This is a genomic window from Bacillus sp. FSL K6-1284, from assembly GCF_038002625.1.
In the GTDB taxonomy this organism is placed as follows: domain Bacteria; phylum Bacillota; class Bacilli; order Bacillales; family Bacillaceae; genus Bacillus; species Bacillus paralicheniformis.
The window spans coordinates 1,447,682-1,466,907 of the sequence record NZ_JBBOCW010000001.1 but is presented as its reverse complement, the minus strand read 5'-3'; the positions used below and the strand labels follow the sequence as shown (position 1 = coordinate 1,466,907).

Annotated in this window: 13 protein-coding genes; all 13 read right to left on the bottom strand. The window is 50.3% G+C overall.

Features of this window, described 5'->3' with window-relative positions:
- Nucleotides 1–18: 18 nt before the first annotated feature.
- Nucleotides 19–1,542 (bottom strand): extracellular solute-binding protein, encoded by a 1,524-nt coding sequence (locus tag MHB72_RS07495; RefSeq protein WP_436967734.1) that lies wholly within the window; start codon nt 1,540–1,542, stop codon nt 19–21.
- Between the two features lie 86 nt (nt 1,543–1,628).
- Nucleotides 1,629–4,220 (bottom strand): exo-rhamnogalacturonan lyase family protein, encoded by a 2,592-nt coding sequence (locus MHB72_RS07490; RefSeq protein WP_216920399.1) that lies wholly within the window; start codon nt 4,218–4,220, stop codon nt 1,629–1,631.
- 177 nt (nt 4,221–4,397) lie between these two features.
- On the bottom strand, nt 4,398–6,395 hold the full coding sequence (locus MHB72_RS07485) for a beta-galactosidase (protein WP_216920397.1): 1,998 nt from the start codon (nt 6,393–6,395) through the stop codon (nt 4,398–4,400).
- On the bottom strand, nt 6,392–7,036 hold the full coding sequence (locus MHB72_RS07480; RefSeq protein ID WP_023856752.1) for a rhamnogalacturonan acetylesterase: 645 nt from the start codon (nt 7,034–7,036) through the stop codon (nt 6,392–6,394). The genes MHB72_RS07485 and MHB72_RS07480 overlap by 4 nt, the downstream gene beginning before the upstream one ends.
- Entirely contained in the window at nt 6,987–8,045 is a 1,059-nt protein-coding gene (mgrA, locus tag MHB72_RS07475) for an L-glyceraldehyde 3-phosphate reductase (protein ID WP_216920395.1), read from the bottom strand. Before mgrA ends, MHB72_RS07480 begins: the two co-directional genes overlap by 50 nt.
- 122 nt (nt 8,046–8,167) lie before the next feature.
- The gene (locus tag MHB72_RS07470) at nt 8,168–10,054 is read right to left on the bottom strand and encodes a rhamnogalacturonan lyase (RefSeq protein WP_216920393.1); all 1,887 of its coding nucleotides are present in this window, start codon (nt 10,052–10,054) and stop codon (nt 8,168–8,170) included.
- Nucleotides 10,055–10,121: 67 nt separating this feature from the next.
- Nucleotides 10,122–11,753 carry a rhamnogalacturonan acetylesterase gene (locus MHB72_RS07465; RefSeq protein WP_254122102.1) on the bottom strand — a complete coding sequence of 544 codons (1,632 nt, stop codon included), beginning with the start codon at nt 11,751–11,753 and terminating at the stop codon, nt 10,122–10,124.
- A 20-nt stretch (nt 11,754–11,773) separates the two neighbouring features.
- A complete protein-coding gene (locus tag MHB72_RS07460) occupies nt 11,774–13,642 on the bottom strand; it encodes a rhamnogalacturonan lyase (protein WP_216920392.1) in 1,869 nt (622 codons plus the stop codon).
- Nucleotides 13,643–13,823: 181 nt separating this feature from the next.
- Entirely contained in the window at nt 13,824–14,435 is a 612-nt protein-coding gene (locus tag MHB72_RS07455) for a YesL family protein (RefSeq protein ID WP_216920390.1), read from the bottom strand.
- 14 nt (nt 14,436–14,449) lie between these two features.
- The gene (locus MHB72_RS07450; protein ID WP_023856748.1) at nt 14,450–15,142 is read right to left on the bottom strand and encodes a YesU family protein; all 693 of its coding nucleotides are present in this window, start codon (nt 15,140–15,142) and stop codon (nt 14,450–14,452) included.
- Complete coding sequence (locus MHB72_RS07445) at nt 15,129–15,845, bottom strand: rhamnogalacturonan acetylesterase (RefSeq protein WP_216920388.1); 717 nt, start codon at nt 15,843–15,845, stop codon at nt 15,129–15,131. The genes MHB72_RS07450 and MHB72_RS07445 overlap by 14 nt, the downstream gene beginning before the upstream one ends.
- 13 nt (nt 15,846–15,858) lie before the next feature.
- Nucleotides 15,859–18,144: a helix-turn-helix domain-containing protein gene (locus tag MHB72_RS07440; RefSeq protein WP_216920386.1), complete on the bottom strand. Its 2,286-nt coding sequence runs from the start codon at nt 18,142–18,144 to the stop codon at nt 15,859–15,861.
- A gap of 45 nt (nt 18,145–18,189) precedes the next feature.
- Nucleotides 18,190–19,224: a glycoside hydrolase family 88/105 protein gene (locus MHB72_RS07435; protein ID WP_023856745.1), complete on the bottom strand. Its 1,035-nt coding sequence runs from the start codon at nt 19,222–19,224 to the stop codon at nt 18,190–18,192.
- Nucleotides 19,225–19,226: the final 2 nt, after the last annotated feature.

Here is a 19,226-nt window from a genome sequence, read left to right as displayed (position 1 = left end):
TACTGGTGAAGATCTGAGCTATTTCGTCTCCTTGTAGCGTTTGTTCAGTTCTTTCATCAAATCTTCGCCGCCGCTTTTATACCAAAGCTGCACGGCATCTTGAAAGCCTTTTTCATCGATGTCACCGATGATAAACTGCGTTTTGGCATCGAGAATGATGTTGTCAAGCTGTGCCCCTTTTTGGGTGTATACATCTGAAACGAGCGATTCAGCCGGATTGAATACGGCGATTTTTTCCCCTTCTTTGAGAATCTGTTCACGGTGTTTGAACAGCTTTGATTCTTGTTTTTCCACATGGTATCTTTGTTCGGGAATGCCCATGCTGAACTGCGCAAGACCTTCGTGCTCATAAAGCAGTTTTTTATTATTTTTTTCAAGGGACGTGTACGTTCCGTTCTCAAGCTTATAGTTGCGCCCTTTTATGCCGTTGTTGGCAATGATCTGTGCCTCTTGATCGTTCATTTTGTCTAGGAAGCCAAGCACTTCTTTCAATTCTTTTTCCGTTTTGACGCTCGCTTTCGGGATGGCAATCATTCCGGCGTATCCTGATGTCGGGAATGTATACGTTCCTTTCGGGCCTTTGACTGTTCCGGTGACGTCGATCACATCCTTGTTAGCGGGATCTGCTTCTTCCATTGCGCTTTGAATTTGTGAGGCCCGCGAACCGGTATCGACGATCACACCCGCTTTTCCTTTGACGATTGGATCGTTCCACTTCGCTGAATCCATGACGGCGAAGTCTTTATTGATCAGCCCCTCATCATACAGCTTTTTGAAAAACCGCAGCGCTTCCATATACTCTTCTGTCGTGAAGTCCGGAATGAGTTCACCTTTTTCATCTATTCCGTAACGGTTTGGTGCGCCGAACCACGTCTGCATAATATCCCACGGGCTCCCGTTTCCAAGCCCCATCCATTTCGGCACCACCATGCCGTACGTATCGTCTTTCCCGTTTCCGTCGGGGTCTTTTTCTTTAAACGTTTTCAGCACATCGTAAAATTCGTCGATTGTTTTCGGCATCTCCAGACCGACATTTTCGAGCCAGTCCGTTCTGATGATGATCGAAGCGCGGATCAGGTCCCTCGCCCTGTAAATACCGTAAATCTCGCCGTTGATGGAACTGTTCTTCATCACTTTTTTATCGGCCTTTCCGAGGTTCGGGTAGTCTTTTAAATAAGGTGAAAGCTCCCAAAACGCACCTGATTTGACAGACTTGATAAACCCCGGGGACTTGTCCGTGACGACGATGGCTTGCGGCAAATCTCCCGAGGCCATGACGATGTTGAATTTATCATTATAGGAAGAGTTCGGAACCCATGTCACTTTGATTTGTTTTTTCGTGTATGTTTCGAGCGCTTTTAAAGACGGGCTGTTTTCTCCCGGACTTTCCGGCGACAGGAGCGGAGCCATAATATGAATGGCATCCTTTTCTTTTCCTTTCCCGTCTTGATTGGCCGTCTCATTTGCGCTGCACCCCATCAAGAGCAAAAAAACAGCGGGTGCAGCGAGCCATTTGTTTCCCTTCAGCTTCAGTCTTGCCATTGTACAATTCCCCCTTTTGATCGTCTCAATTGTTCCACTTAAATTTAAAGCGCTTACATTTTTCCGGCAACCTTCATTTTTTGCCTTCATGTGCGAGCGGGATGTTCTTTCATTGCCTTGATGATCTTTTCTTGCATGTCCAGATCGGGCGGCATATCTTTAAGCAGCTCGAGCACGGCTATCAAGTTTAGGCACCATTGTGAGACGCAGTTTGTTGTAACCCAGGGAATTTCCGTGATCGTTTTCCAGGCATGGATTTGTTTTGGAGTGATCGGCAGCGGTGTATGGCTTTGTTTTTCATCGAGCAACAGGCGCCACACTTGTTCGGCGAGCTTCCGGTCTTGGTGGAGCCAGGCAGCGTAAGCGGCCATGGCAGCGGAGAACATCGGCCAGTGAAATAAATCATCGTGAAGCTTCCCGCCGCTCCTTTTGCGCTTTTCTTCATCAGTCAGCAAATAAAATGCGCCGAATTCCCCTAGCATCTCCTTCCATTCAACATCCTCAAGCAGTTCTGCAAGCTCCATCCATGTTTGCGGAGCGCCGAAGGCGATGACCATATGATAGCCGCCATGATTCCCGTCCCCCATATGAAGCAGATCTGAAGCTTCAGGATCGTATCCGAAAGTCGGTCCGGACAACAGACGAAGCGGCAGCGCTTTAAGCCGGCCGATCCCCCGTTTGATTTTATCAAGGTACGCTTCATCGCCTGTCCGCTCCCATTCCGTCAGCCAGTTGGAACAGAACGCCGCCCAGTCGGGGCCTACTCTTGCGTGGGCGGGAAACTCTTTTTCCGGATAATAAGCTCTCATCGGATCAAGCGTCTCAAGCGCTCGATCGGCATCTTTTACTTCAGATAACACGTCTCCCGTTCTCTCGTCCGCCGTCAAAAAGTAATAAGGCTTATGAAGGCCGGCCATGCTGATTCTCGCTTCCTTGCACCCGCAGCCCCAATGGAGGACATTGTGCCTTGAACCGAGGCCTTTATACTCCCCGAAATGATAGCAGTCGACTTCGCTAGTGTGACGGGTCATCGCTTCCGCCATTCTGAAGATGTCTTCCGTACCGGATCTGAAAAAAGACTGCCAAAGCCAGAGGTTCGGAACGAGTTCCGTATTTTGCCATGCATAGCCGCCAAGGTCGTACCGCCATACATGCCGGACGGCATCGTACGTATGCATCACATCACCGTAATGCCAATAGCCGTACCAGCTCCGCTGATCGACTTCGTTCATGTAAAACTTGAGAGCCTCGTCAAGCTGATCTTCAAGCACAGCCGAGAGCGGGTGCCGTTTATCTTTCAGGCTCCAAACGCCCAGCGCGCGGGTGTGATAATAATAGTCAGGCTCACAAATAAGCAGCGGGGGATTTTGCCATTCGTCCGCCGCTCTATTCAGCTCTTCATCGCTCGGCGGATTTGCAAAACAGGCGAGGCTGACTTCGTTCGTATTGGCAATGCCGACGGCCGTTGACCTCATTTCGGCAAACCCTTCATATGCGCTTTCAACATGAGTGTCTTTTGAATAATGACGGAAATCCATCGCTTCAGCTTCAGGAGGCCAAAACCATACCGCCAATTTCGGTTCCCCGCCGGCAAGACCTTTCGCTTCAAGCGATGACGGATATTTTTCAAAGAAGTTCCTGAGCCCGAGTGCGATGCCGCCGTTTTCCCCGCCTGCATACATCAGCCCTTTCGCTCTCTCCCCATGAATCGCGTCCACCCAGGCGCAGCCTTTGCCGGTTCGCTTTTTTAAGCGCCAGTGAACAGGGGAATCCTGGATGAGCTTGAAATCGTTCCAGACGGCGTTTCTCTCGGCATCGCGCACGACTGCCGACTTTTCCGGTACAGGCTGTCCCGCAATCTGTCGTTCATAGAGTCCGTTTGTTTCATTGAATCTTCTCGTCACAAGCAGCTGAGAAGCCTCTCCGTAAATCCCTCCGTCGGCCGCATAGCGGATATGCCTGTTTCTCGGCGCTCCGCTCAAAACCGCGCTCATCTCGAAACCGAGTCCTTTGATCCATTCTGTTTCTGCTTCACAGTCGATGAAGATCGTGTGCACGATCCGGATGGACGGATCACCGGCATAGAAAGACAGCCTGACGGTAAAAGGGAGCCAAACATCGATGCCTCCGCCGCGGTGGACGCCTTCAATCTTGACGACTGTCTTAACCGGACCGTTTTGTTCGATTGCCGTACGTTTGATCATGCTCTCAAACCGTTCAATATGATACATGCATTGTGAATCTGAGCCGCTTCTTTTTTCTTTTAAAGCGATGAGCCGCCCTTCTTTCGCCATCATTTCCCCGGAAATGGAAATCGAACGGATGAGTTCCGTCCCCGATTTTCCAAGCCTGCAGACTATCGCGCCCGTATTCACCGTGATTTCATCTTTCTGCTCACTGACATTCATGACGGTTTTAGGGACGCATGCCCCCCCTTTTTTCAATGTAAATCGGCTGCCGCTTTCTTTAGGGAAGACTGCGGCATGCCCCGTCCATTTAAGCGAGCCGTCAGGCCAATACGCGAGCGGCCATGTTTGCAAACACGGGGCGTTTTTCGAAGCAATGGCGACCGTCTCTCCTTTTTGCAGCACTCCTTTTGCCCAAGGAACTCCCCAGGTCACCCCGCCGAACGCGGCAGGCGCCCTATTCAGCCATTTTAGTTCAGTCTGTGCTTTCATAAGTGTTCCTCCTTTCTGTTTAACCGATTGGTCAGTGAATATTTTCCTGTTTAGCCTTTTGACCGTCAATATTCCTTTTTTGCTTATATTGGAGAGGTGTCTGCTCCTTTTTTGCAGGAATCATCCCTTTTTTAGCAAAACGAAACTAAAAAGCCGCGGGCAAGCGCCTGCGGCGATTCATTTATTCTCTGAAAACAAAACCACGCGGTATTCGTGCGGGCCGAGTGTCACACGTCCGGATACGGGCCTGTCGGACAATAAATCGGTTCCGTTTCCGTCAAGTGTCACTGCGCCTCCTTTGCCGTCCATATTGATCACGACCCAGACAAGACCGTCTGCTCCTTTCCGGGGCGCGACGACTGTTCCGGGAGTGGCATCGGTTTTCTGTGTAACACCCGCTTCTTCTGCGTAATGACTGATCAGCTTTTTCATCATGATGTCACCCGCTTCGCCTGCCGGCATCGATCCGAGCATGACGATTTTTCCTTTTCCGCATTTATGCTCTGTGATGAACGCTTTTCCTGACGCCGGGCCTTTTTCAATTATCCCGACAGCCTCGGTGCCGCCGGCTTCAAAAACAGCGCTCCACAGACTCAGCGGCGCCTTTACGCCAAACGCCGTTCCACTCGATTTCCGCTCATCCATCGGAAATGTATAAAGCGTTTTGACTCCGGAACTTTTTTCCAACTCCCCTAATCCGCAATCAGTGTGAACCGTATGATTTTCTGTTCTTCCGCCCGTCAGCGGACCCGCAATCCAAATGCCGCCACTTTGTGCAAAGGCTTCGGCTTTTTTGATAAACGCAGGCGGAAGATAGTGAATAAACGGCGTAAACAGCAGTTTATAGCCGTCAAGCGAGCTCCCTTCAAGAATGACATCTCTGTGAATGCCCATCTTTAACAATCGGTTATAAAACTCGGTGATCAGTGTTCTGTAGTGAAGACCCCGATGTGGCTCCGTTTTCAAAAACACCTTTGCACGATCCGAATAGACGACGGCTGTTTCAGCCTGCAAAGGGTCCGCCGCCAGCATGATGTGCTCAACCTCCCGTCTCGCCTGCTCGACTTCGAGCACATGATCATATCCCACATCAGGCTCCCCCCATGCGCTGATCACTGATCCATGCGGCTGTTCAGATCCGGCTCTCTGCTGACGCCACAGCCAATAGCAGAACGCGGCTCCGCCAAGAGCATAAGAAGAGACCGCTTCAGCCTTCAAATAGCCGTTTTGATGAGGCACGGCATAGCTTTCAAGCGAAGCGCTGTAGGAAGGGCTCGTTTCCATTATCCAGAACGGCCGTCCTTTTTTAATGTTTCTCCATAAATCACAATTAAACAAAAAGGCGGCACTGTTTTCCTGGCTGGCGTACGTATCAAACGAGGCGAAATCAAGGCTCTTGAAAAGATCTTCATGATCAACGCCGAACATGACGCTGCTGTTATGGGTGATCGGGGCGTTGGAATATGTTCTGATCACCTCAGCCTGCTCACGCGCAAATTCAGAAATCTTGTCCATCGAAAACAGCTGATACATCGTCCTTAAAGAAGAATTGTGCAAAAACGGGGTCGGTCCGGGCTGCGGAACTTGCTCGAAGCGCTGATACGTTTCGCTCCATACGCCTGTACCCCAAGCCTCATTCAGACGGTCAATCGTCTGATAGCGGTCTTCCAGCCATTTGTGCCATAATGTGTTGCACGTTTCACACATGCATTCTGCGACATGGCATTTGAATTCATTGTCAAGCTGCCACCCGATCAATCCCGGCAGTTCTCCGAGCTCTTTGGCGATATGTTTGATGATCAGGCGGGCCCGCTCTCTAAAATACGGATGGTTTGTGCAGGCATGCTGCCTCGAACCGTGTCCCATCGTCTCTCCTTTTTCATTCACATGCATTCTTTCCGGATGCCCGTGGGTCAGCCAGATCGGCGGTGTCGCAGTCGGTGTGCACATGACCGTTTCAATTTTGTTGTCGTGGAGCTTTCGGATGACGCCGGCAAAAAATCCGACATCGATCCTTCCTTCTTCCGGCTCCATCCTTGACCAGGCAAACTCCCCGATTCTGACGACATTAATCCCTGCTCGCTTCATCATCCAGATATCTTCATCCAGCACGTCCTCATCCCATAATTCGGGATAAAAGCAAGCGCCGTGGTACAGTTTTCCGTTCATCTTCATACCGTCTCTTTAACAAACGGCAGACCGAGCTCTCGAATGCCGATAGAGACAAGCTTCGCCATTTCCCGGGCCCCTTTTTTCGTAAAATGTGTGTAGTCGTTGACATTTTCCGAGATCATAAAATATTTAAATACCTCGCTGTATCCTTTTTCCGCAAAATGCTGCAGGCTTTTGTCCATTAAATCGATCAAGCGGACGTTTTCTTCACTTGCCACCTGCTTCATCGCGATGCAGTAGTCCGGGAAATCGTTCAAAAAGACGCCGTCCTTGTAATGGAGCCTTGCGACAGGCGTGATGAGAAGCGGCGAAGCTCCTTTTTGACGCGCGCCGTCGACGTACATTTTCAAGTATTGTTTATACGTTGTATACGGCTCAGTATAGCGTTCTGGTTTGTCTTTCGACGCGTCATTGTGCCCCATCTGAACGAACAGCCAATCGTTCTGTTTGATTACATCTAAAATCGATGCAAGCCTTCCTTCTTCAACGAACGTTTTTGAACTTCGGCCCCCGATGGCCCGGTTGATCACCTGTACATTTCCGGATACATAAGACTGGAGAAATTCGCCCCAGCCTCCTTGAGGCGAATCCGCCTTATAATTTTGGACGGTCGAATCGCCGGCCAGATAGATGCTGATTGTCATCACGACCACTCCTTTTATATGAAAGAATTTTATCAATTGTGTCGAGCTCTTCAGCTGAGAATCGAGCGGACTTAAGAGCAGCGGCATTTTCTTCGATCTGTTCGGTTTTGCTTGCACCGATCAGCACCGAGGTGACGCGCGGATTTTTTAAAAGCCAGGCTATCGCCATTTGCGGCAGGGATTGGCCGCGTTCGACTGCCACTTGATTCAGCTTGCGGACTTTGCCGAGCACGTCTTCTGTGATGCTCTCGGCCTGCAAAAACGGACTGTTCACATCTGCGGCTCTTGACCCGGCGGGAATCCCATTCAAATATTTCGTTGATAAAAGCCCTTGAGCAAGAGGTGTAAACGCGATCGCCCCGGCTCCTTTTTTCTGCAGCACTTGCAGCAGGCCATTTTCCGGTTCTCTGTGGAACATTGAATATTTGGGCTGATGGATGAGGAGCGGAACCCCGTATTCTTGCAAAATATCGGCCGCTTTTTCGGTCTGTTCGGCGCTGTAGTTCGACAGACCGACATATAAAGCTTTTCCTTGCCTGATGATATGGGCGAGCGCTCCCATCGTCTCTTCCAGCGGTGTATGGGGATCAGGGCGGTGCGAATAAAATATATCGACATAATCTATGCCCATTCGTATTAAACTTTGATCAAGGCTTGCGACGAGGTACTTTTTTGACCCCCAATCGCCGTATGGTCCGGGCCACATCGTATAGCCGGCTTTCGTGCTGATGACCATTTCATCACGGTAGCGGGCAAAATCGGTTTTCAGCGCTTTTCCGAATGTTTCTTCGGCAGAACCGGGGGGCGGACCGTAATTATTCGCCAAGTCAAAGTGGGTGATTCCCAGATCGAATGCTTTTCTTAACAGTGCTTTGGCATTTTGAAACGAATTGGCTTCTCCGAAATGATGCCAAAGCCCTAAAGACAAAGCAGGCAGTTTTAAACCTGAATGCCCGCAGCGGTTGTATTTCATATTTTCATAGCGTGTATCACTCGCCTGATACTCCATATGAATCCCTCTTTTCATTTTGAAATGAAATCGCTTACCATTCATTTTATGGGAACAGGCTGTGAGATTACAATCATACTTTTTTGTATATTGAATAAACCTGAATGAACCGGCGATCTCTGTCACTCTTCATGTTTCTTACAGGGAGCGGTATAAATATTCGGCCGGGGCGGCTTGTCCATTCCGGTTCCCAAATAAAATCCGGGGTGAGGCGGCTGATTGTAAGCGACATTTTGCCAGGCTACCCCCAAGCGGTAGACGGGATCGTGCATGAACGTATAGAAACGATGTTCAGTCAGCTCGGTCGTTGTGTATATTCGCAGAGCATCGCTTCGCGCGGTGCGGAATACGACATCTTCGCGCCAATCGCCGAATAGATTGGCCTGAAGCACGGGCGTCCCTTTCGTCCAATTGTTAGACAGCGTTCCGTCAGCAGTGAGCAGATTGACCAGCCTGCCGCTGTGATAGTCCCATTTATCAATTTTCGGGATGCCGGCGGGTTCTTTCCAATCGTGGTCAAGCAGCTCGCGGAGAAGATCGCCGTCCCACCAAATCCCAAAATTGGCCGAAGCCGGAGCGGCGTCGCTGAGCTTTTCTCCCTTACTCGTATAGAGGCCGTATGATTTCCCTTCATTACCCGGGGGATCGATCGCCCAGACAAGCGAGCCTTTATAACGGGGATCGATATGCGCGGCCATTCCCCGCCCAACATCTGTATCGGCCGGCACTCCCCAGAGGATTTCCCCTGTACCCGCATCGCGAAATGAGAGACCGTACGGAAGGCGCGGGTCTTCATGCACTTGGAAGACTTCCAGCCCGGGCCGATCCGGGTCAAGATCGCTCACATGCATGGCGTCACCGTGCCCAAGCCCTGTCGTATAAAGCCCTGTTCCATCATGATCCACGGCCATCGCACCGTAGACGATCTCATCTTTCCCGTCATCGTCGACATCCGCGACGCTCAGACTATGGTTTCCCTGCCCTGCATAGCCTTCGTTTCCGGGCTTGTCGCTGTCAAATGTCCATAGCTTGGTCAGCTTGCCGTCCCGGAAGTTGTAAGCGGCAAGCACCGTTCTTGTGTAATAGCCGCGCGCCATAACAAGACTCGGCCTTTCACCGTCCAAATAGGCGATGCCTGCCAAAAATCGATCCATGCGGTTGCCGTATCCGTCTCCCCAATCCTCAAGCCTGCCCCGCGGCGGATCGTAATTCACGGTTGCCAATTCCCTTCCCGTTTCCCCGTGAAAAATCGACAAATATTCAGGCCCGTCCAAAATTCGTCCATTTTCATTTCTGTAATCGGCAGCAGGATCGCCAATCACCCGACCGGTTCCGTCAACCGTTCCGTCAGCTGTCTTCATGGCGATTTCCGCTTTCCCGTCGCCGTCAAGATCATAGACCATCAATTGCGTATAATGGGCGCCCGCGCGGATGTTTTTCCCGAGATGAATCCTCCACATGAATGTCCCATCAAGCTTATATGCATCGATGATGACTTCTCCGGTATAGCCGTTGTGTGCATTATCTTTCGAATTGGACGGGTCCCATTTGAGCACAATTTCGTATTCTCCGTCGCCGTCGAGATCTCCGATGCTCGCGTCATTGGCGCTGTACGTATACTGTACGCCGTCAGGAGTTGTCCCGCCGTCAGGCTTGTTTAACGGAACATCCAAGTACGGCTTCTGCCAGACAGCTGTTTTGTGCGACTGCTCGACTTCCTGATCTCCGAGAACCTTTGTCACATAATAAACAGATTCTCCGTTTCCGTGTTTATCAAGAAAGTTGGTCGATGATGAAACGGGTGTTGAGTTGATTCTGTGACCGTTGCGATATAGGTTGAAAGCCGTTTCTTCCGGATCTGTTCCTAAGAGCCGCCAGCTGAGAAAAACCCCTTTTTTTGTTTTTACGGCCACAAGTCCGCGGTTCAAGCGTTCCATTTGCCTCGGTTTTGCCGTCGATTTCACCGGCCGAACGCGTTCAGCTGCTGCATGTACGTCTTTTTCTCCCATCGTCCTCTCTCCCCTTTACGGTTTGGAATGGCGAACGGGAGAACCGGAGACCGGCTCTCCCGACACCTTATTTCTTGAGCGAATGTTTCAGCGGATACATGTTCATATCGGCGATTTCTTCTGTCACGAGCCTTGCCAATTGGTTGGCGCCGAACTCGTGAACATGCACCCTGTCCTGGATTCCGTCTGGATAATTCGGGCTTTCTCCCGGCTCTAAAAACATAAATACGTTTTTAGTCGCTTCAACGCCGATCTCGTTGTAATAATCAATGCTCTTTTTATTTAAATCGAGCACCGGAACGTTCATTTCCCGTCCGAGCTGTCTCATTGCGTTCGGATATTCTCCGATGCTGTTGTAAAAAACGCCCTTTTCATCATAGGTTCGTTTACTTTGAGAAGTGACGAGCACAGGCCGTCCTCCTTTTTCGCGGGCTTTGTTAATGTAGGTTCTCAAGTATTCCTGAAATGTCGTATACGGATCTGTATGACGGGCCGGATCTTGCCCGGCGTCATTGATGCCGAACTGAATCAACAAATAATCGCCCCGTTTCATCCGGTTTAAAATCGTATCCAGCGACCGTTCATCCACAAAACTTTTCGCGCTTCTCGCGCGTTTCGCCTGGTTGTCGATGACGATTTCATCCGAGAAATAGCCGCCTAAAAATTGCCCCCAGCCTGCCATCGGTGCATAACCTGGTTCATAATCGGAAACCGTGGAATCTCCCGCCAGAAAAACCGTCGTCTTGTCATCCGTTACATGATAAGCCGTCTTCGTCAAGACCAGCGCATTGAGGCGCGGCGCTGTTCTCGCTGCTAAGGCTTGAATGGAAAGGCGGCCGCCGGAAATATGAATCGGAAACGTTTTTTCGTGGTATCCGCCCGCTTCCGCTCCAAATGAATAGAGCTGAAGCATGCCATTTGCCCGTACGTCCATGTTCGTTTTTGCTCGGGCATCTCCGGTTATCAGCCGGACATGATATTGACCGTCAGGCAAATCGACCGTAAACGCCGTTCCATCCGGTATGCAAAAGTCTGAACGAAGCGGATCGGCGATACCGCGGTCCGTACAAGTCACCTTTGTTGTGTCGTCAAATCCGTAGCCTTTTAAAGGGGTATAAGCCGATTGCGCGTCTATCGGAATAAAGCCCGAAGCAAGAGGCCCGTCACCGAAATCAAACCGATACACCTTCGAAATTTCGACAGCATACACTTTTGGCTGAGGTCCTTTCCACTCCAAATCGAGACGCCCGTCTTCCACCGTAACGGTGAACGCTTTTTCGGCTGAACTTCCCTTTGCTCCGGCCGGGATCGTTCCCATTTCCTCTCCTTCGGCATAAAGCTTCAATTCACCGCGGGATGAGGCAAATACGGTTACGCGGTATTCGCCAGGAGAAAGAACCGCCAGAAAAGCCGTCCGGTTCACGACACAATAGTCTTTCTTGAGCGCTTCTTTTTTTTGCGTCTTTTTGCACACAGCGTTCCCTGCCCGTGAAAACCCGTAGCCTTTACCATTTTGATACGCGGAGGCCTCGTTCACTTTCACATAATCCTTCTCAGCGGGACCTTTTCCAAAATCGAACAGAAAAAGATCCTGACTGTGATGTGCGGCAGCGGCTTTCGGCTGCGCAGGTCCCTCAATCCCCGTGCTGAAGAAGAAAAGGAGAAGGATGGCCCATACGCAACGAACATATCGCTTCATTATGCAGCTCCCCTTTTCCATCAGCGTGTATAAATGTTCGGCTTCTCAGGTGTCTGCATGCCTTCGCCTAAATAAAAGCCGGTGTGCGGCGGCTGGTTGTAGCCGACATTCTGCCAGGCGATTCCGAGGCGATAGACGGCATCATGCATCAGCGTATACAAGCGGTGTTCCGTCATATCTGTCGTCGTGTAGATGCGCAGTTCGCTGCTGTCATCTGCTCGCCAGATCACTTCTTCGCGCCAGTCTCCGAGAATGTCAGCCTGCAGGGACGGCGTCGCTTTTGTTCCGTTATTTGCCGAAGCTCCAGATGCTGTCAGCAAGTTAACGGTTCGCGAATTTCGATAATCCCATTTATCAATTCTGTTGCTGTCCAGAAGCTCTCTTTGGAGATCGCCGTCCCACCAGATGCCGAAGTTCGTTGATGAAGGCAATGTGCTCCCGATTTTTACGCCTTTTGCCGTATAAAGACCGCCGTTCGCCCATACTTCCGCTCCTTCGTAGCGCGGATCGATATCAGCAGCCATCCCGCGTCCGACATCCTTGCCTGCGTGCACTCCCCAGATGATCTTTCCCGTTTTCGCGTCCCGGAAAGACAATCCATAGGGAGAATTGCTGTTTTCATGCACTTGAAAGACTTCGAGTCCCGGTCTTGAGGGGTCCAGGTTTCCTGTATGCATGGCATCCCCATGTCCCCATCCGGTTGAATAAAGGCCTTTACCGTCATGATCGACAGCCATCGCTCCGTATATGATTTCGTCCTTTCCATCTCCGTCAACATCAGCGACGCTCAAACTGTGGTTACCTTGACCGGCATAGGCGCCATTTCCGGGAGCGTCCGAATCGAACGTCCACAGTTTGGTCAGCTTTCCGCCTCTAAAGTTGTAAGCGACAAGCACTGTTCTCGTGTAATAACCGCGTGCCATGACAAAACTCGGCCGCTCCCCGTCAAGGTATGCGACACCGGCCAGAAAGCGGTCAACCCTGTTGCCGTAGCTGTCTCCCCAATCGGCTACATTTCCCCGGGCAGGTTCGTAGTTGACCGTTGTAAGCTCAGCGCCTGTATCGCCTTTAAAAACCGTCAAATACTCAGGCCCTGACAAAATTCGGCCTTGGGCATTGCGATAATCGGCGTTTGCATTTCCGATCACCTTTCCCTTGCCGTCTTTCGTCCCGTCGGCTGTCTTCATGGCGATTTCCGCTTTTCCGTCGCCGTCAAAGTCATAGACGAGAAACTGTGTATAATGGGCGCCGGCGCGAATGTTTTTGCCAAGGTTGATTCTCCACATCATGGTCCCGTCAAGCTTGTATGCGTCAATCAGCACGTCTCCCGTGTATCCGTCCTGTGAATTATCCTTTGAATTGGAAGGATCCCACTTGAGAATGATTTCATATTCGCCGTCTCCATCAAGATCGCCGATGCTCGCATCATTGGCGCTGTATGTGAATGACACCCCATCAGGCGTTTTTCCCCCGGCCGGTTTTTGCAGCGGAACAGATTTGTATGGTTTATTCCAAACTCCGGCGGTTTCAGAAGGAGCCTGCTCCACGCCGTTCAAAACGGCGCGCACCTGGTAAACGGCATTCGAATCCCCGCCTGCATCCTGATAATTTGTACTCGATGTAATCGGGGAACCGTTCAGCTTCTTTCCGTTTCGATACACATTAAATGAAACAGAAGCGGACTCGGTTCCGAGCAGCCGCCAGCTCACAAAGACACCGTTCCCCGTTTTAACAGCGACAAGCCCCCGGTTCAGCGACTCCATTTGCCTTGCCTGCACAGCCGTCCGCCCGTCTGCTTCCGCTTGTTCCGAGAAGCCGGTCACAAGCGTAATGAATAAAAGAGATGACGCAGCCAACAGTTTCTTCCACCTTTTCTTTCCTTTTTTCATCATCTTCTCCCTTCGCCTTTTTGTAAGCGCTTACTTAAAAGGGATTCTATTACGGCTTCCATTTTTATTCAATTGCACTTTTTTGCCGAAGGGAAAAGCTGTGTTCAAGTCCGATTTAAAGCGGTTCTCCTTTTTCAATTGATACTTTTTTGCTCACTTTTCTCATTTTTGCACGGTTCAGCTAGCCTTCCAGGCGCAAAAAACAGCGATGTGCGATGAACATTAATACAAGAGCAAACAAACTGACACCATAAAATGGGATCAGTCCCGGAACCGTCAACAGCACATAAACGACAAAGCCTCCAGCAGCAGCCATTCCGGCCGTCGTCAAAGGACGAACGAGACCGATCAGTGCAGCCTGTGAAAAATAGCGGGCAAACGGCAACTGAACGTGAACGTAAAGCGGAAAAATATACACGAAAACTACGACATACATGAGTCCGGCCATCAGTGTGGCATAGCTGATGATGATTGAAAATAAATCCTCACGGAGGCGGAAAAATTGATAGTTTACTAATAAAATTGTGCCGGCGGCGAGGAGGATGAGGCCAAGTCCGTTTGTTTTGAAAAACTCTTTTTTATACGTTTGATAAAACGTTTTGAATACCGGTGCGTCCGTCCGGCCGAGCAGCCACTTGCGCACGACCGTGAACATCGCGGCCGTGCTCGGAGCCCAGCCGAAAACAACGCCTCCTCCCAGCGTGAATAGAACCCAGAGCGCGTTCAGCCAGGCGATTTTCATGATCGCTTCACAAGCGCCGTACATCATCGCCATCATGCCTTTTTCCCGCATGTCCGATCCTCCTTTCAGTCGCAAAGCAGCCTGCGCACTTCAAAGTTGGCGTAGGCTGCTTTCAGCGGAGCCATTTGCCTGAAACCGATTTTTCCTCCTCCGTAAACCGGGCCGAAACGCCTGCCGTCATCCTCCCATTCCAAAATGGGCAGCCCGTTGATTGAAAAATGAACGGATACCCCGTCTTTTATGAGCTTCATTCGGTAGGGAGGCAAAGCGTCATTAGCGGGCGGAAGCGGGTCGGCTCCCTCACAGACGAGGTGAAAACCGCGGCTTTTCCTGAGGTTGCATGTTCGGAATGCTCTTTCATCAGCATGCTTATGTCTGAAATACGACAGGTGCAATGTGTTGATGTCCCCTGAATGATATTGCGGATATTTCCCTGTTCTCTCCGCCAGCCGCCCGTCAAATAAATCTTCCCCATTGATCCCGGTGGCTGCAAAAAATATCATGCATAAGCCGGGCTCCCGCACAGGATAGAAATCCCACTTCACAACTATTCCATCAGGGAATGTCTCTGGACACCAGTAAACAAAATGGGCATCGTCTCCATATTGCTCAGCATCGAGTTCATTCTCCATATGCAGGCGGCCGTTCGGAAAACGAACGATTCCTTTCCCTTCCATCACCCAGCCGCGGAGATCTTCAGGAGACGATAAAGGGTTTTGATAAATCAGGCTTCCTTCTCTTGCATTACACTTCGGCACGGAAGTCGCTCCTTTCACAATGAAGATAAGCCGCTAGAGGCAGGCCGAGCTCTCTGATTCCTTCTGTTACCAGCCAGGCGACTTGACGGGCCCCCGCCTCGGAAAAATGAGTATTGTCTTTAATTCCATTTGGATAATGAGGATGTTCATGCGGCTGAAAGTGGACGAACAGCCGTTTTGAGCCTTCCGTTCCGAGAGATTCATAGAGCGCTTTTGTTTTGGACCATAAATCGATGAGCGGAACTTCGAAGCGGTCAGCGAGCGCCTTCATCGCTTTCGGAAAATCTCCGAGTGTGTCGGCAGGCTTTCCGTTTTGATCAAAGCGTCTGCGCTCTGCGGAAGTGATCAAAACCGGAGTCGCCTGTTTTTCGCGAACCGCTTCAACATAGCGGACAAGATGCTCCTGATAGGTTGTATACGGGTCTGTTCCGTACGGTTTTTGATCGTTGTGGCCGAACTGGGTCAACACATAATCACCAGGCCCAAGCCGCTCCGTAATGTCATCGAGCCGGCCTTCATCAATGAAGCTGTTCGAACTGGCCCCGCCTTTTGCCATATTCACGACCGCAGCCTCATCTGAGAAAAACAGCGGAAGCATCTGTCCCCAGCCGGCCATCGGCGCTTCATGCGGAGGACAGTCTGCGACGGTCGAATCCCCGGCCAAATATACTGACACTTTTGGCTTTTCGTCTGTTCGTTTCATAACACTCTCCCTTTCACGAAGATTCCTGATGAATCTGCCTGTAGCGGCTCGGCGGAATGCCGACCTGCTTCTTGAAAATCCGGTTGAAATAGCTGTGTCTGTAGCCGACTTCTTCAGAAACGTCATGGATTTTTTTATTCGTTTCAAGAAGAAGCTCTTTCGCTTTTTCGATTCTGAGACGGGTAACATAGTCGATAAAATTGATGCCGGTTACTTGTTTGAAAGCTTTGCTCAGCGTATACGAATTCGTCCCGGCTTGATCAGCGCAGCTTTCAAGCGAGATATCGTTCATATAATGCTGATGAATCATCTCAAGCACCTGTTCGACAAGCCGTTTTTGCTGTCTGTTTTTCCTGCCTTCCATTTCTTTAAGATACGGGCTTACGACACGCTCCATCATCCAGCCGACGGCCCTTTCCGGCTCCCTCAGCTCTGAAAGCTCCTGCAGCAGATTTTTTCGGCTGAACAATTCATAAGGGTGAAGGCCGGAATGAAAGATCTCTTCCTGGATCTTTGCCAACAGCTGCATCATGCCCGGCTGGATGCGGATTTCCGTCTTTCCTTTTTCGGACAGCTCCCGGATGAACAGCCTGATCCGCCTTTCGACTTCATCCCTTTCTTCAAGCCGTAACGCCCTGACGACCTCTTTTTCAAGGGTGAACGGATAGTATGATTCAACGGGAGGCATGTCTTCCTTCCGGCTTAAATCGATCACCTGGCTGGCGTTTTCGAACTGTCTGTAATGCCTGCCTTCTTTCACCTCTTCATACATGCCGGGAATGTCTTTTAACATGTGAGCGGTTTTTGATACCGTCACTGTGACGTGGAGTCTTGATATGCCGCAGATCACATCCGTCAGCTCACGGACAAATTGGGCGGTTTCTTCCTTGAAGGCTGTTTTCCGGCCGCTCATCAGCAGCACAGCGAGTGATAACGAACGGACATCGGTCATATAAATATGTTTGAAAGTCCTACCAGCCAGTTCGCGCGTAATGTTGCCCAGCAAAAAACCCGTCAGACTCTCATCCTTTTTTGTAAAAGCTCCGTTCCCTTCGTAAAGTCCCGTCAGCTGGATATCGATGATGGTAAACACATTGTCTTTCGCTTCCCAGCCCCACCTTTTCAGACGATCTCTCAAATTCCTCTCTGATTCATCTGCAAAGTATCCGCCGAGAAGGCGCTGAAAAAAAACGTTTGCAGCCTGGGGCATTTCCTTTTTCAGTCTGCTGCTTTCCTCAGTCAGGTCTTCCCAGCGCTTCTCGAGCCAATGAAATTCATCCGGAAAATGAGCGGCCTTACCCTCTCCTGAGCAGAGCTTGATCAGCCTTGCGATCGGTGAATAAATTTTGTGTGACGCATACCATGACAGAATGAAAGAAAGAACGATCCCGGCGATGCTGACCGACGCGACGAGCTTCGATAAAAACAACACCGGAGACGTAATCGCCGACATCGGTGAAGCCGAGACATAGGTCCATTCCTGGTTTAATCTGTCCATTCGTCCATATGAAACGGAATACGCCCCTCCGCCCCAATCCATCACAAAGGAGCCCTGTTGATTCTTTTGTTTCTCAAGCATCCCTTTTAAAACGCTTTCAAAATTGGCTTTGCCGCGTTTGCTCCCGGAAAAAACAGGCTTTTGATTATGATGAAAAAGAAGCGCTGTTCCCTTTGAATACGGTGAAAGGCTTTCTAGCAAATGCCCCATTTCTTTTTCGTCAAGCATTAAAATCAGCGCGCCGAACGGCTCTGAGATGCCTCCCGGAATTTTGTGGACAAGCGCCATTCCGTAAGGAGCGGCGCTCATGTCTTTCCAATAAACGTTTTGACCGCCTTCAAGCAACGAATGATAGGCCTTTAAGATGTTCCGGTCGGTCATTCCGCTGTATTCCGGATTTAAAAGAATCGGCTCTTTCCCTTGAATAAACAGTTCAACCTTGTGAATGAGCGGATTTTGATCCTGAAGCACAAACAGCGATTTTGAGAGCCTGTACGTCGTTTGAAAATCCGTTTGCAGATCGGCATCGGCCAGACCGTTCATCAGGCGCGGATCATATGCAAGCTGGGAGAGCATGATCTCAAGCCCTTCCAGCTTGTCATCGATTTGGCTGATTTGGCGTTTCACCTGGTTCTCGTGCATTTGTTGGAGCTCTTTTTCAATTTTTGCAGCGGAAAACAAATAGATTCCTGCACCCGTCAATAAGCCAGGAATACACGCAATCAGCAGAATCAGCACAAAGCTTTTTTTAAAAAAACTTCCTTTTCGCCGTGAAACATATCTTTGATGCAGCTTTTTCATCCCTCTCCCCCCACTGCAATGAAAAGAATGTTTCTTTTTCAATTTCTATTGGAACGCGCGCGACTTGGAGCGGACGACGTCTGCCAAAAACGTCAGGGCAAGCCCCTGTCCCCAGCCTTGAATCCGTTTATACGGAACGTCTTTGTATCCCTGTGCATCCCGCATCACTGCTGTGCCCGCTGAAACGCGTTCCACCCTTCCGTCAGGCGCGACCGCATCTGTTATGGCTGTGAGCGCCTTCTGAACGGATTTGTGGTATAGCGAGCCTCTGGACAGCAGGCCGGAAGCAATCCCCGCAGATCCCGACACTTCAAGATATGAATCAGGATCCGTCAGTACGGTGTGCCATAAACCAGAAGGATGCTGAAGCCTGACAAGCGCGCTCAACAAGTCTCGAAGTGAACCGTCAATGATCATGTATGAAGGATGCGTAACATCGATCAAAGGGAGCGCTTTAGCCATTGTCAAAGCGGCCCATCCGTTTCCCCTTCCCCAAAATATGCCTGACAGATTGTTTTTGGCCACATGGTCCCATCCGTGATAATAGAGATTGGTCTCCATGTCCTGCAAAAATTCCTCATGGCCGTGATACTGGCGCAGCCCGTCTTCAAAATATGCCTCGCTGCCGACAGTTTTGCCGATTCGGAGAAGGAACAAGCCCGCCATCATCATCGTATCGACCCATGCCTGTTCAGGGAATACATGTTTCTCTGAGTTGACGGTGTGCTGCAAAATCCCATCTGCGAACCGGGGCGCTTCGCGGAGCACATAGTCCGCCATTTGCCGGGCGGTGTCAAGATAACGGTCATCTCCTGTCGCCTGGTAGAGCGACAGAAGGGTATGGCCGATGGATACCCCGTTGATCGACAGCTTAGGCAAGCCGTCTTCAAGCTTTTCATCCGTCCAGTTTTTCAAAAGTTCGAGGTATTCGTCATTTTCGGTTGCTTCATACGCCTCAGCGACGCCGTAAAACGCGACACCGCCCGGCCAATCCCATTCGAAATCCATCTGAAATGTCCGCTTGACGATTCTGTCGATCACTTCATTCAGTTTTTCTTCATCAAAAACAAGCTTTGTCATGC